Genomic DNA, 14577 nt, shown 5'->3' with positions numbered 1-14577 from the left:
TATATAGTTATATTAATAATAGAACTGAGCGAGTGTTCAGTCAATAGTTATTTGCTAGAATTTTCTGTTTATAGTTATATTGGAGGATGTTTTTTTGGTGGAGAGTCCTAATTTTCGACGTAAATCCTCGGAGTTCCACAAAAACCCTCTCGCGTTCCACACAAACCCTCTCAGTTACACACAAATCCACGGAGTTCCACGCAAAACACTCTCTAAAAACAAAAAAACCACTTCTTTTCAGAAGTAGTCTCATAGTCTTAATTTCATCATACTTATTCCTCGTCTTTTTTTACGCTTCCTACGTTTTTAAATACTTTTGCACTTCGGATATATTCTACATCGGACACATTTTCTCGCGAGTTCGCAACTCTTGCCGCTGCAAATAGATAATCAGATAGGCGATTCAAATAGCGTTGCACAACTGCTGGTACATCCTCTTCTGCTTTTGTGAGCGTAACTACAAGACGTTCTGCACGTCTAGTAACTGTACGAGCAATATGAAGTGTTGCAGCTGCTGGTGTTCCTCCAGGTAGGATAAAACGTTCTAGAGCCGGTCCTTCTTCTACTAGCACATCAATGCGTTTTTCCATTGCTTCGATTGGTTCATCCGTCATTTTGTATACACGTTTATTAGATACATTCGCTAAATCTCCACCACAATCGAATAGTTCGTGCTGGATTGTTTCTAAATCCTCTAACATATCTGCAAAAAGAGCCGGATTTAACTCTGTCACTGCTTTTCCGATAAATGAATTTACTTCATCTATTGTGCCATATGCTTCTACTCGAATATCGTCTTTACTCGTTCTTCCCCCGATTAAACCTGTTTGTCCTTTATCGCCCGTTTTTGTATATATTTTCATCTAATCCATCTCCCTTTATCGTTTGTGATATGCCATACCAAATCCGTGTGACACTATTCGCCTTCGTAAATAATAGTTGGTAAAACCTGCCTACATCATCTCGCAATTTGCGCATGCTTGCTTCCATCGGCACAATTCCTCTACCAATTTCAGTTGCAATGACAATCACTTCCACAACTTCATCCCATTGTTCCATCTGTAAAAGCAATATACCCAAATCTGGTTCTGCTATATGTTCAACACCATAGACAACAACCACTTCTGTATTTGGCGATAAGACCTGTGTTTCAGATGCAGCATCTATCCAATCTACCTGATGTTTTCTACCTACGTGTAGCATTTTTTCTACATATGCTCGTTTTCCATTAAATGCTCCACCCAAAATGACGTGCACGGTTTCCCCTCCAGTACATCTTTTTTATCTGCCCAGTGCAGCGTATACTTACTTCCATGTGGGACATCCCATTCCCAAAAAGTCTTGTCATTGTCTATAAATTTGGATAACAAATATCGGATTGGACCACCATGTGTAATGAAAATAGGATTCTTTATCTCTTCTACCAACTGATAAAAAACGGATATTACTCTGCCTTCCATATCATCTAGTGACTCTCCATTAGGAGGAGCTACTGACCGTGGATTATCAATCCATGCCTGATATATTGGGTTTTCTTTTAACTCTTCATATGTTTTATATTCCCAATCTCCAAAAGAACATTCTCGTAGATTTTCAATCGGAGTGTAGGAAATATGTTCAAATAGTAATCCTGCAGTCTGCCTACATCTTAGCAAATCACTGCCTACAATTTGTCCTCTTTCGGCGTATAACTCTTTTGTTTTTATTCCTTCTAAAATAGGTTCATCTGTCCAACCAATATACTTTTTTTGCTGATTTCCTTGCGTTGGAAAATGCCTTATGAAAATAACAGTAAAAGGGTAAGCCACAATATCACCTCCGTAAGTTCCACACTTGCACCTAATATGTCTCCGGTAACACCACCAAAATGTTTCAATACCCAACTTCTATATAAGCGAATAAATGCGAAAATCACGACTAAAAATGTGATCGCTATAAACCATTCCGTCATCCATCCTAATACAATAATACCAATAATAATATTCATACTTGTAGCTATTTGCAAAGCATTTGAATTCATCTTCTTTTTAAAGAAATATGCAAGTCCACTCTCTTTTGCACTTTTCGTTATCGCAAATAAAACAGTTAACGTTGCGCGTGAAAAAAAGGGGATAAGTACAAGAAATATCCAGTGAAAAGAGTCGAATGATAGCACTTCAGCAACAATAATTATTTTCCCGACAACTAAAAAAACGACTGCCATCACACCGAATGCACCAACACGAGGATCATCTAAAATTTCTAAACGTTTCGCTCTGTCCTTATAAGAAAAAAACGCATCCGACAGATCGATAAACCCATCCATATGAAGGCCCCCAGCTAACAAAACCCCAAGCATTACAACACCAAAAGCTGTCATAAGTGAACTCCAATCAAATGTTAGAAGTAAACAAATTACTCCTCCCATTGCAGCACCTATCCACGGGTAAATACTATACATACCAGTTATTTGATTACGCTCCATCGGTAAATTTTTGTTCACGGGAACAATGGTGAAAAATTGAAGTGCTAACAACAAACTAGTCACTTATTCACCTCTAAAATAGCCAGTATCTCTTGCCATTTCACATGCTTTTTAACATGTTGTGCCCATTCATTTATTTGATCATCAGAAGCAGCATTGGTCGTTTTTGCTACTCCATCCTCTTCTTCTAGTTCATTGTCCATAAAAGGGATAACCCCTAAAACGTTTACTCCTGTATACGCTTCTATGAAATCGATGCCGTCTCGGAATAATGAAAGATCTCCGCGAAACTTATTAATGATTATCCCTTTAACTCTAGCTCTTTGTGCTTCTGGCAGTAATGCAAGTGTTCCAACAATCGATGCAAACACTCCGCCATACTCGATATTTGCTACTAAGAGAACCGGTACATTTGCTAAATCGGCAACATGCATATTTACTAATTCTCTCTCCTTTAAATTCATTTCAACAGGACTTCCTGCACCTTCTAAAATCACGTATTCGTAGGAATCAGCTAGTGTTGCCAAACTATTTTTTATAAGCCTTTGTCCTTCTGTAAAAAACTGTTCTCGGTAATCCATTCCATTCATTCGATTTTCTGTTTTTCCAAGAATAATAACGGCTGTTTCCATATTTCTAGTAGGTTTCAGTAATATTGGGTTCATCTCCGGTAAATATGGAGTCTTTGCAGCCCGTGCTTGCAGTGCTTGTGAAACACTAATTTCGAGACCTTCCTCCGTTTGAATACTCAAGCTCGACATATTTTGCGACTTGAAAGGTGCTACTCGTTTTCCTTCATCCGCTAACAGTCGACAAATAGCAGTACATACTAAACTTTTTCCTACACTAGAAGCCGTCCCTTGTACCATTAATCCATTCACCTATTTACCCTCATTTCCACTGATGTTTTAGTCCATATTCCATCTCGTATGCTTCGTCTGCTTTTGCAACAAGGTTTACGTGAATTCGTCCTATCCACTTTTGATAAAGAATAACACTTTCATAGGTTGATAAAGGTTCATCAAGTACTTCATTTGAAACAATAACAACAACTTTTGCCTTTTCTAGTAACTGATCAATTGCTTGATATAATTGTTTCTCTACTTTTTCCATTTCACCTTCATATAGTTCATTTGCAAGCCATGTCGTCACACAATCCCAAAGAATCCCATCACCTGATTGAATAGTAGGTATCACTTGTTCAAAATGGCGAGGTTGCTCGGTCGTGACCCAATCGACTGGATAGCTTTCACGATCTATTTGATGTTTTTGAATACGCTTTGTCATTTCTCCATCCACCGCTACTCCAGAAGCTATATAGACATTCCGGGTTGCTTGCTCATTCATCAGATATTGTTCGGCGAAGCTACTCTTGCCGCTCCGAACGCCACCAGTTATGAAGACGAGTTTTCCTCGAACCATGTGGTCATCTCCTTTTGCAAAAGCTCCATCTGGGACTTTTCTTTCATTCCGACGCGAAACCACAAGCCATTCAATCCCTTAAAGTTTTCGGTATGGCGAAGTACGCATCCTTTTGCCAATAAATACTCAAAAAAGTCCTTTGAATAAGTAGAATCCGGTAGTTGAAAACAAAGGAAATTAGTTACAGAAGGAAGCACCGTACAATTCCACTTTTCTAGGAACTCATTAAATTCTTCCCGCATTTTTTTAGCAAAAGTAATGGCTTGAAATCTATAATTCTCTTCTTTCAAGCACTCTGCACCAATCGTCGTTGCAATCGCATTACTATTCCAGTGAGGCATTCTTGAACGTATATCCTGTATAATATGCTCGTTTGCAATTGCATAGCCCAATCTTAAACCGGGTATTGCATACATTTTTGTCATCGAACGAACGACTATGACATTTGGAAATTCTTTTAGTAAGGTAATAAATGATTCCAATTCATCTACGAAATCTAAAAAAGCTTCGTCTAGTATTACTTCACAAGTATGTTTTTTTGCATAGGCTGCAATGTTTTTTATGTCTTCAAGTGGGGCCAAAAAACCAGTTGGATTATTCGGTCGGCATATATAAATCACATCTGCAAACTCTATTTCCCGCTTTATTTCTTCCATTGGTAATGCATGAATTGCGATGATTTCTTTTATGTCTACATGATACGTAGAAAGTGTAGCTTCGTATTCTGAAAACGTAGGATGAATGATTACTGCACGTTTATGCTCATAGCGCTTCGCAAGACTTGCAAAAACTTCCGCTGCTCCGTTCCCAACAATTACTCGCTCTTTGGATACCCCGTGATAGTTCGCTGCTGCCGATAAAAATGGTTCCCCAAGTGGATCCGGATACGTCGTGATTAATTCTACGTATGATTCCCAGCGTTCTTTTACAAATGACGGGGCTCCTAAAGGATTTACATTTTCACTAAAATCGATGACTGTTTTGGGCATCGTAATCCCAAGTCGTTCGTATACATGATGCGCATTTGCACCGTGATTAGGTAAAGACAAGTAATACCCCTCCTATGACCGTCATGCATAGCCAAAACAAAAATACCGCTGTATGCATATGTGAGATGGTGCCCTTAATGTGTTTGGCTTGTAATGGAACTTCTCCAATTCCCATTAATGCGCGATTAGAGACAATTCCTTTATATGTATTTACACCACCGAGCTGGATGCCAAGCTGGTAGGCAGTTGCTGCTTCTAAATAACCACTATTCGGACTAGGATGCTTTTTCGCATCATACCAAAAGCCTTTTATGCGCTTGCCAAAAGGAATTGCACTTTCCTTTTTTCCAAAAAGCATCATAATAAAACCCGTGATTCGACTTGGAATATAGTTCACGATATCATCTAATTTTGCAGCTGCATAGCCAAAATCTTTGTACTTTTCATTTTTGTACCCGACCATCGAATCGAGCGTGTTAATCGCTTTGTACGCCCAAAGTGCAGGTGCTCCCGCAAAAATGAATGCGTAGAAAAGTGGAGCAGTAATGCCATCACTAATATTTTCTGAAACAGTTTCTACTACCCCTCGCGTAATCTCTTTTTCATCTAAATGATCCGTATCTCTTCCGACAATCCAAGAAAGTTTTTGTCTTGCAGTTGGTAAATCCTTTGCTACAAGTGGATTGTATACGTCCATTGCGGCATCTTTCAAGCTTTTCTGTGCAAGTCCAGATGCTATGAGTATGCTTTCTACTGAAACTCCAACGACTAGATGAATGGAATATGCTGCTTTTACTAGTGCAATTGTTAAGAGGAAAGTTCCCCCAACGACGATTAGTACAAGGCCAATTCCTTTCGCTTTCCTCGCACCGCCTTTGTTCAATAGAGTAGTTAGTTTAGATATCAAATTTCCAATCCATCTTACCGGATGTGGCCAAGTAGGTGGATCGCCGATTATTCGGTCCAGTAATAATCCAACAGCAATCGCGATTAGATGCGGGCCCATTATGAATTCCAGCCTTTCGCTATTTTATACGTTTTAATGGCTTCTATTGTGCATTCATACACACCAAGTCCAATTTTCTTGCCAATTTCAGTAATTGGCCCAGCGTAAGGAATTTGTTCTCCCATTTGCGTAGCAGCAATTAGTACACTATCAGTAGAAGTTCCAGTCGCGATCGTTCCAGTACGTGGATCTATTACAGATTCTGCCGTCAGTGCTTTCGTTTTTGCTTCTGTTGCCGTAATGACTGCTTGAAGAAATGCTTCTTCTGCTAGTTCGCCGTTTACAATAATCCATGTGTTGATCGTACCGATTGCTGGGAACGCCTCTACTTCATGAGCTCTCGATACATCTACCGCATTTCCGACGCCAGCCGTTACCATAATAACTACGGAACCAAAGTCCCCTGCGTATTCTCTAATGACTGCATCCTTTGTATATACTGCGGTCATCATTCCAACTGTTTCGGTTTCGGAAAAACCGTGATTTGTTAGAAATTCCTGCATTTCGATTTGCACATTATCAATATTATATAAAGCATCTACTCTTCTATTCACAAACGTTCGATACCAGCCACTTCCAGGATTAATAACGGCCGATGACCATGTTCTTAATTGATATGCTGATTGGAAAACGACTAATTCATCATCCACACGGAAGTTCTTCAATGTAATTGGTTGGTAATCCTTTTTTTCATGTACATCTGGTAAAATCGTCACTTGTGGCTTCGGTTGTTCTGGATGAGGACTTGTACTCACTCTTGCATTATAAACATTTTCAATCAGGTTTTTCCTTACCACTTCATGTGGCTCACCAAGTGCTTTTATTTCCCCTTTTTCAAGGAGCAATAGTCGATCACAATATAGAGAGGCTAGATTAATATCATGAAATACACTCACAATCGTTATTCCTTTTTCAATTGCCTGTGTTTTAATCGTGTCCAGCAATTGTTTTTGGTGTGCAATATCTAAATGATTTGTCGGTTCATCGAGCAGTAAAATTTGTGCATTTTGAGCAAGTGCTTGTGCTACAAAAACACGTTGTTGCTCTCCTCCAGACAAGAGGTCAAGCGATTGATGTTCGTATCTACTAATTCCCATTTGTAACATCGCTTCTTGCACCACAGCTTCATCTTCTTCAGACCATGTGGAAAACCATCCACTTTGATGTGGATATCGACCAAGAGAAACCGTTTCACGTACTGTATGTGAAAATGCATGACTATGTAATTGAGGTAGAACAGCCATCTTTTTGGCAAGTTCTTTGGAAGGGTAATCTTCTAATAGTTTTCCATCGATTTGTACAAACCCATTTGATTTATGCAAAATACCACTCATGACCTTCAGTAACGTCGATTTCCCGCTTCCGTTTGGACCAAGGATTCCAAGCATTTCACCCTTTCCAACTTGAAAAGAGACGTTTTTAACAATTAGCTGATGGTCATAGCCACCCGATAAATTTTCTACTTTTAACAAATTATACGCCCCCTTTTTTCCGTTGTTTAAAGAAGATAAATGCAAATACTGGTGCACCGATAAATGCGGTAATAATACCGATTGGTAATTCTGTTGGTGCAATAATCGTTCTAGAAACTAAATCACAAATGATTAATAAGGAAGCTCCGTTAATAAAACTAAGTGGTAATACGTGCCGGTTATCTGAACCAAATAGTAATCTTGTCATATGAGGAACTACTAGCCCGACAAATCCAATGGTTCCAGACACAGCAACCGCTGAGCCTGTAAGCATAGATCCCCCAATTAATATCATCATTTTACGTTTTTTTACATCTACCCCTAAATGCTTCGCACGTTCTTCTCCGAACAGCATCGCATTTAGTTCTCTTCTGTTGAGCCACAATAAAAATGTGCCAATTATTATAAAAGGTAATGCCATTTGAATGTAACTCCACCCACGCATGGACACACTACCTAATAGCCAACTAATAATTTGGCGTAACTCTTCTCCCGTAAGTGCAATCATAAGCGAAATAACAGATCCTAAAAATGAACTAAAAATAATGCCTGTTAATATTAGCGTCTCCATTTTCATGGAACGATCGACTAGCTTCGCAAATAAAATCACGAGTAGCATTGTTCCAAAGGCACCAATCATACTAAAAATAGGCAATGTATACATACCTAAAAAAGGAACCGAAATACTGAAAAAGAGTGTAGCCACGGCACCTACTGAGGCACCGGACGACACTCCTAACGTATATGGATCGGCAAGCGGATTTTTAAGTAATGCCTGAAATGCCGCCCCAGAAATGGCTAAAGATGCGCCAACTAATCCTGCCAGGATGACACGAGGCATGCGAATTTTCCAAAAAATATTGGTCGCTATTCCGTCCGCCCCTATATTCCATAACGTACTGATCGGTACCTTTACAGACCCGATCGATAAACCTAGCCAAATTGCTACAATTAGCGTAACAACAGACAAGATGTAACCGATCGTCGTTTTACTCACTAAATACCTCTGGATAAACCGCTTTCGCTATTGCTTCTAACGCTTCCCCTAGACGTGGACCTGTTCTGCTTACTAAATTCTCATCCACTTGAACGACTGCATCATTTTTCACCGCAGTAACAGAATCAAATCCGTCACGTGCTTTCACTTTATTTATGATGTCATCTACATAGCTGTATGAAATAATCATTACATCTGGATTGCGGCTAACAATTTCTTCTGGTTCAATCTTAAACCAACCTTCTTGATCCGCTGCAATATTTTCTGCATTTATCATATCGAACATTTCTTGCATGAATGTGCCATTCCCAGCTGTATAAATGTCAGGAACATCTGAATTTTCTACAAAAACTGTTTTCTTCGTTTCTACACTTGCTACTTTTTCTTTTACTTCTTCCACTTTTGCTTTCATATCTTCTATAATTTGTTGAGCTTCTGGTAATTTTCCAGTAGCACGGCCTATTTCTTCAATTGTTGTATACGTTTCGTTGAAGTCCGCTGCATTTTTCACAACGAAAACTTCCACGCCAGCATCGCGGATTTGTTGTAAACCTGCTTCACCCACGCCTATCATAGATTCATGTGCAAATACGATGTCTGGGTTCATCGCTACGATCTTTTCTACATTAAATTCCTGCCCACCGATTTTCTCTTTTTCAAGCGCTTCTGCTGGATAGTTATCATAATCATTTACACCAACGATTTCAGCATTCAATCCTAGTCCAAATAAAATTTCTGTGTTACTCGGGATCATCGACACGATGGTTTTTGGCGCTTCTTCCAGCGTAATTTCATTGCCAACCACATCGGTCATTGTAAGTGGGAATGCTGTTTCTTCTACAGTAGCTTCCTGTTGTGTATCATCAGTTGAATTTTCAACTGGTGCTGCTTCTTCTCCGTTACATCCAACTAGCAAAAGCGTTGCTAATATGGACATGATCAATAATTGCCATAGCTTTTTCATTTTTCTTTCCTCCTATTTTTGTGCAAATAAAAAATCTCTCGTCCTAAGAACGAGAGATAGATATAGGTATAAATCTGCGAGGAAAATTGGACCAGGCCGACTTACACCAAACCTATCCTCGTAGGCAAAGGGTGTAAATACATACAGGCAGGTTTCCTGGCTTATGACACAAAAAGTATCACATACAGTGGCGGGACCGCGTTGGACTTGAACCAACTTCCCTTTTAACCCAAGCAATCCGTCACTTGAGCACCTCTATGTAAAAATATGAATAATGCATTTACTTATTATACATCATAAAATATTATTGTCGACAACGATTTTGGTATTTCCGGACGGATAGTTCGGCGGTGTCAGTCACCGTGGGATCTCACCATTTGTTAATGGCACCTACCATTTTTCTATTTAATTTATAAATCACGAATACTAAAATATAGCAAAATCGATATACGACTTATCCGAAAATAAGTGCAAAAAGGGACTTTTCTCGTGTTTTTGCGCTTATTTTAAAATATGTCGTGTGTGGGTTTTGGGCATTTTGGAGTTTGGAAGTATTTTTTTGGTGGGTTGGTTTGGGTGGGGTAGTTTTAGGAGCGCATTCTTTTTTTAGCCACAAATTGAGGAACATTTGTGGCTAAAAAAAGAATGCTTGGTGGGTTTGGTTCGATTTTGTTTAAGACCCGCCCCGGTGTTAGCCACAAATTGGGGGGCATTTGAGTCTAACACAGGGGCGGGGAAGCGGTTCTATTTGGGTGATTGTTTGAAAGAGAAAAAATTGTCACTTCATAGTGGCGGTATCCAAAACAAAACTGCGTCCTGTCCCTGTGTCAGACTCAAATATTTTTTCAATTTGTGGCTGACACAGGGACAGGCTCCTAAACTACACCAGAAAAACACATACAGCGCCGAGGAGTTCGACACAAATGCTCCTTCAATTTGTGGCTAACTCCTCGGCGCGCTCCTAAAGTACACTTCTTAAAATTAAAAATGGCCGAGAATGTGACTGGGTCACTTTCTCGGCCATTTTTTCTATTAAGTAATTACATTTTCTCAGGAGCAGCTACGCCGATTAAACGTAGGGCATTCGCAATTGTTTGGCGAGCAGATGTTACTAACGCAAGACGCGCTTGTGAAAGATCTACTCTTTCGGCATCAAGCACTTTATCCGCATTATAGAAACTATGGAATGTGGACGCTAATTCTTGGATATATGTTGTCACACGGTGAGGTGCACGAAGTTTCGCAGCATCTGCTACTACTTGTGGGAAGTCACCAACTTTTTTCAATAAGTCTAATTCTTTTTCACTTTGCAATAAATCAAGTAAATCTGTTGAAGCTTTCATTCCTTGTGTTTCAGCTGAACGCAGGATTGAACAAATACGTGCATGTGCATATTGTGCATAGAACACAGGGTTTTCATTCGATTGAGAAACAGCTAAATCTAAGTCGAAGTCCATATGAGAATCCCCAGAACGCATTCCGAAGAAATAACGAACCGCATCTAATCCAACCTCTTCTACTAATTCACGCATTGTTACTGCTTTACCAGTACGTTTACTCATTTTCATTTTTTCGCCGTCTTTATACAGCTGAACCATTTGAATCACTGATACTTCTAATTTTTCGCGCTCGTATCCAAGTGCTTCAATAGCAGCTTTCATACGTGGAATATATCCGTGGTGATCAGCACCCCAAATATTAATTAATTGATCGAATCCACGAACTAACTTATCTTCATGGTAAGCAATATCCGGTAGTAAATACGTGAAAGAGCCATCACTCTTGATCAATACACGGTCTTTGTCATCACCAAATGTAGTCGAACGGAACCAAGTTGCTCCTTCTTCTTCAAAGATATGACCATTTGCACGTAACTTTTCTAAAGCAATATCGATTTTCCCATTTTCGTACAAAGAAGTTTCAGAGAACCAGTTGTCAAAGCCAACGCGGAAATCAGCTAAATCTTTTTGTAATTTAGCAAGTTCGATTTTCAAACCATGTGCACGGAATTCTTTATAACGATCTTCATCCGACATTGAAACAAACTTATCTCCATGCTCTTTTATTAAATCCGCTGCGATATCAATAATATCTTTTCCACGGTATCCATTTTCCGGCATTTCTTTTTCTAATCCTAGCGCTTCAAAATAACGTACTTCAATAGAAATAGCTAAATTATGAATTTGATTACCAGCGTCATTAATATAATATTCACGAGCTACATCGTATCCAGCGAAATCCAATACATTACACAAAGAATCTCCTACAGATGCACCACGAGCATGCCCTAAATGTAAGTCACCAGTTGGGTTTGCAGAAACGAACTCCACTTGGATTTTTACTCCAGTACCCGCTGTTGTACGACCATAGTTTTCTGCTTCTGTTAATACAGCTTTAACTACATCTTGTAAATAGTCTTTACGAACTGTGATGTTCATGAACCCTGGACCTGCAATGTCAATTTTTTCCATCATTGTTCCTGCCATATCTATGCTAGCAATGATTGCTTCTGCTACTTGACGAGGATTTTTCTTAGCGATTTTTGTCAGTTGCATCGCGATATTTGTAGCAAAGTCACCGTTCGCTTTATCTCTTGGTGTTTCTAACTGGATCTCTGGAATTTGTTCTTCAGTTACGATCTCTGCTTTAATAATTGCTTCTTTCAAAGCTGTTTTTATGGATTGTTGCACTTTTTCTACTGCATTCACGTTACTTCGCCTCCGAATAAATTAGTTCTAATGTATATGTACCAGTAACTTCTTCATTTATTATTAACTCGTATTCTACTCGAAAATGACCATCCTCGAAATGTAAATTCGTCGTATTCGTCGTGATTATGAGCGTGCCATATCCGGTATCATAACTCCCTGTTTGGAATTCTCCAGGTATAAAAGGCAAACGCATTTTCACGCCTCCACTACGCATGATCATGGATGATTCACTACTTAGTTTTACCGTTGTACGAACTGTTTTATCGTCTTGCATTTCTTCGTAAACTAAATAGGGTTGCTCCCCTTTTAAAGTAAGAACTCCAGTTGTCTGTAGATCGAAAGTTTCCTCTGCAACGTCTGGATGACGAATGACGGTTAATAAACGAACATTTACTGCTGTTTTTAATGGTTGGGACATCTAATTCATCCTTTAAATAATTTTTACTTTAACTTATCTATTATAAATCAAAAAACACAATAGTTACAACTAATGAAAAAGAAATATACTATTTTCTCCCAAGCAGTTATAATTAACTAAAATAAGTGGAGTAGGTGACAAGTATGCTTCAGAATTCCTTTATTAACTTCTGTGTGTTATTCACTTTCGCAATCCTTACATATGTTCCATTTCAAAATAAACTGAATATCTTCACATTACACCCTCGTTTCAATCCCTTTATAATAGGTGGCGTAAGTGGAGTGACGGGTTGTATATTAATAATGCAAACGATTATTATTTCAAATAATACAGTGGTAGATGGACGTCTAGCGGTAATTGTTTTTTCCGGTATTTTAGGAGGTCCAATCGCACCTATCCTTAGTTCGATTATCATAGGTGTTTTTCGAATATTTGCCTTTGACGTCAGTCAATTTTCAATAATTGCAGGAATGAATACTGTTGTTATTGGTTTTGTCATAGGATTTTTAACAATAAAAAACCAAATGACTTTTCGGAATTCTGCTTTTTATTTTACATATGCCATTTTACAAACAACCTTTGTTATCGGTTACTTAAATAATTGGACCCTTTTAGCTTTAAATCAGATTATCCTATTCCTGATTTTCTCTGCTCTTTCATTTTCCATTTTGTATTTCATATTAAATCAATTAAGCAATTTATTTACGCAAATAAAACAAATTGAAGAAATGTCCAGGACTGATTACTTAACTGGGTTATATAATAACCGTAAATTCCAAGAACATGCGCAGAAACTAATAGATGAATCACCTTGTTTTTCCCTTATTTTACTAGATGTAGATCACTTTAAAAGGGTCAATGATCAATATGGACATCCTATTGGTGACGAAGTGCTAAAGGAACTTAGCTTACGAATGAAAGAGTCAGCAAAAGCCTTTAATGGAATCGTTTCTCGAAATGGTGGAGAAGAATTTTCCGTGTTAATATCAAATGTTTCTGAGAAAGACAGCACAAATGTTGCGGATATCATTCGAAAAGATGTCGAAAAAAAAGAATTCCTAGTTTCCACTGGTGAATTACTAAAGATTACTATCTCTTGTGGTATTAGTACTTTTCCTGACAATGGACTAGTTATTCACGACTTATATAAATTAGCAGATAAAGCGTTATATCACGCAAAGGAATCTGGACGAAATCAAGTCTTTCATATAAACAAAACGTGATGTCCAGCATATGGACATCACATTTTTTGTATTGTCTTATTTGACAAATCCTAAAAGCATTTCACGAATTAGTTTACTTGCCGTGTTGACCGTTTGTTCCGATTGATCATAGATAGGTGCAACTTCTACTAAATCGAATCCTACTACATTCACTCCTGAGTTTGCAATCGCATGGATGGAGGCAAGTAACTCACGGCTTGTAATCCCTCCGCAGTCCACTGTTCCCGTTCCAGGTGCATGCGCTGGATCTAACACATCGATGTCAATCGTGACATATACCGGACGACCTTCAAGTGTTGGCAGTACTTCTTTTAAAGGCTCAAGTACTTCGAATTTCGAGATGTGCATGCCATTTTCTTTTGCCCAATCAAACTCTTTTTTATCTCCTGAACGAATTCCGAAAGAGTATACATTTTTCGGACCAATATACTCTGCAATTTTACGAATTGGCGTTGAGTGAGAAAGTGTTTCTCCTTCATATTCCACGCGTAAATCCGTATGTGCATCCATATGAATAATCGCAAGGTCTTTATAATTATCCGCCACCGTTTTCATAACTGGCCAAGATACCAAATGCTCCCCGCCCATCCCAACAGGAATTTTCCCGTCTTGCAATAACTGGCGTATAAAACCGGCAATTAGATCTAAACTTTTTGCTGCATTTCCAAATGGAAGTGGGATATCCCCTGCATCAAAGTAATTCACCTCATCTAATTCGCGGTCTAAATACGGACTATATTCCTCTAAACCAATAGATACTTCACGAATACGCTGAGGGCCAAACCGAGAACCTGGACGATAGCTTACTGTCCAATCCATTGGCATACCATAAATTACAGCCTGTGCTTTTTCATAATTTTGTTTACTTTTAATAAATACATTTCCTGAATAAGCTTCATCAAATCTCATTT

General features: G+C 38.7%; 15 protein-coding genes and 1 riboswitch. Of the genes, 1 reads left to right on the top strand and 14 read right to left on the bottom strand.

The window, feature by feature from the left end; all coding sequences use genetic code 11:
- Window positions 1–272: 272 nt before the first annotated feature.
- The 13 genes from C7437_RS08740 to C7437_RS08675 form a co-directional block, all read right to left on the bottom strand.
- Window positions 273–863 carry a cob(I)yrinic acid a,c-diamide adenosyltransferase gene (locus C7437_RS08740; protein WP_111439291.1) on the bottom strand — a complete coding sequence of 197 codons (591 nt, stop codon included), beginning with the start codon at window positions 861–863 and terminating at the stop codon, window positions 273–275.
- Window positions 835–1257: a bifunctional adenosylcobinamide kinase/adenosylcobinamide-phosphate guanylyltransferase gene (locus C7437_RS08735; RefSeq protein ID WP_146249621.1), complete on the bottom strand. Its 423-nt coding sequence runs from the start codon at window positions 1255–1257 to the stop codon at window positions 835–837. The genes C7437_RS08740 and C7437_RS08735 overlap by 29 nt, the downstream gene beginning before the upstream one ends.
- Window positions 1209–1808, bottom strand: a complete 600-nt coding sequence (locus C7437_RS08730) for a histidine phosphatase family protein (RefSeq protein ID WP_170122347.1) — start codon at window positions 1806–1808, stop codon at window positions 1209–1211. Before C7437_RS08730 ends, C7437_RS08735 begins: the two co-directional genes overlap by 49 nt.
- Window positions 1778–2527 carry an adenosylcobinamide-GDP ribazoletransferase gene (gene cobS / locus C7437_RS08725; RefSeq protein WP_245909252.1) on the bottom strand — a complete coding sequence of 250 codons (750 nt, stop codon included), beginning with the start codon at window positions 2525–2527 and terminating at the stop codon, window positions 1778–1780. Before cobS ends, C7437_RS08730 begins: the two co-directional genes overlap by 31 nt.
- Entirely contained in the window at window positions 2524–3345 is an 822-nt protein-coding gene (locus C7437_RS08720; RefSeq protein WP_111439288.1) for a cobyric acid synthase, read from the bottom strand. The genes cobS and C7437_RS08720 overlap by 4 nt, the downstream gene beginning before the upstream one ends.
- Before the next feature lie 10 nt (window positions 3346–3355).
- Window positions 3356–3886, bottom strand: coding sequence for a bifunctional adenosylcobinamide kinase/adenosylcobinamide-phosphate guanylyltransferase (locus tag C7437_RS08715; RefSeq protein ID WP_111439287.1), 531 nt, complete (start codon window positions 3884–3886; stop codon window positions 3356–3358).
- On the bottom strand, window positions 3859–4935 hold the full coding sequence (locus C7437_RS08710) for a pyridoxal phosphate-dependent aminotransferase (RefSeq protein ID WP_111439286.1): 1077 nt from the start codon (window positions 4933–4935) through the stop codon (window positions 3859–3861). Before C7437_RS08710 ends, C7437_RS08715 begins: the two co-directional genes overlap by 28 nt.
- On the bottom strand, window positions 4922–5881 hold the full coding sequence (gene cbiB / locus C7437_RS08705) for an adenosylcobinamide-phosphate synthase CbiB (protein WP_111439285.1): 960 nt from the start codon (window positions 5879–5881) through the stop codon (window positions 4922–4924). Before cbiB ends, C7437_RS08710 begins: the two co-directional genes overlap by 14 nt.
- Complete coding sequence (locus tag C7437_RS08700) at window positions 5881–7353, bottom strand: adenosylcobinamide amidohydrolase (RefSeq protein ID WP_111439284.1); 1473 nt, start codon at window positions 7351–7353, stop codon at window positions 5881–5883. Before C7437_RS08700 ends, cbiB begins: the two co-directional genes overlap by 1 nt.
- 1 nt (window position 7354) lies before the next feature.
- The gene (locus C7437_RS08695) at window positions 7355–8350 is read right to left on the bottom strand and encodes a FecCD family ABC transporter permease (protein WP_111439283.1); all 996 of its coding nucleotides are present in this window, start codon (window positions 8348–8350) and stop codon (window positions 7355–7357) included.
- On the bottom strand, window positions 8343–9314 hold the full coding sequence (locus tag C7437_RS08690; RefSeq protein ID WP_111439282.1) for an ABC transporter substrate-binding protein: 972 nt from the start codon (window positions 9312–9314) through the stop codon (window positions 8343–8345). The genes C7437_RS08695 and C7437_RS08690 overlap by 8 nt, the downstream gene beginning before the upstream one ends.
- 129 nt (window positions 9315–9443) lie before the next feature.
- Window positions 9444–9586, bottom strand: a riboswitch (cobalamin riboswitch).
- Window positions 9587–10354: 768 nt separating this feature from the next.
- A complete protein-coding gene (argS, locus tag C7437_RS08680; protein ID WP_111439280.1) occupies window positions 10355–12022 on the bottom strand; it encodes an arginine--tRNA ligase in 1668 nt (555 codons plus the stop codon).
- 1 nt (window position 12023) lies between these two features.
- Window positions 12024–12443: a YwiB family protein gene (locus C7437_RS08675; RefSeq protein ID WP_111439279.1), complete on the bottom strand. Its 420-nt coding sequence runs from the start codon at window positions 12441–12443 to the stop codon at window positions 12024–12026.
- 281 nt (window positions 12444–12724) lie between these two features.
- Between C7437_RS08675 and C7437_RS08670 the strand changes: the two genes are divergently transcribed.
- Window positions 12725–13666 (top strand): GGDEF domain-containing protein, encoded by a 942-nt coding sequence (locus tag C7437_RS08670; RefSeq protein ID WP_170122346.1) that lies wholly within the window; start codon window positions 12725–12727, stop codon window positions 13664–13666.
- A 36-nt stretch (window positions 13667–13702) separates the two neighbouring features.
- Here C7437_RS08670 and speB read toward each other — a convergent pair whose 3' ends face one another.
- Window positions 13703–14575 carry an agmatinase gene (gene speB / locus C7437_RS08665; protein WP_111439277.1) on the bottom strand — a complete coding sequence of 291 codons (873 nt, stop codon included), beginning with the start codon at window positions 14573–14575 and terminating at the stop codon, window positions 13703–13705.
- Window positions 14576–14577: the final 2 nt, after the last annotated feature.

The organism is Psychrobacillus insolitus (assembly GCF_003254155.1).
In the GTDB taxonomy this organism is placed as follows: domain Bacteria; phylum Bacillota; class Bacilli; order Bacillales_A; family Planococcaceae; genus Psychrobacillus; species Psychrobacillus insolitus.
This window is presented reverse-complemented; position numbering and strand designations above follow the sequence as displayed.

Bases quoted from the DNA above. Each gene is read 5' to 3' on its own strand.
- C7437_RS08740 (WP_111439291.1), bottom strand. From the start codon at position 863: ATGAAAATATATACAAAAACGGGCGATAAAGGACAAACAGGTTTAATC.
- C7437_RS08715 (WP_111439287.1), bottom strand. From the start codon at position 3,886: ATGGTTCGAGGAAAACTCGTCTTCATAACTGGTGGCGTTCGGAGCGGC.
- cbiB (WP_111439285.1), bottom strand. From the start codon at position 5,881: ATGGGCCCGCATCTAATCGCGATTGCTGTTGGATTATTACTGGACCGA.
- C7437_RS08690 (WP_111439282.1), bottom strand. From the start codon at position 9,314: ATGAAAAAGCTATGGCAATTATTGATCATGTCCATATTAGCAACGCTT.
- C7437_RS08675 (WP_111439279.1), bottom strand. From the start codon at position 12,443: ATGTCCCAACCATTAAAAACAGCAGTAAATGTTCGTTTATTAACCGTC.
- speB (WP_111439277.1), bottom strand. From the start codon at position 14,575: ATGAGATTTGATGAAGCTTATTCAGGAAATGTATTTATTAAAAGTAAA.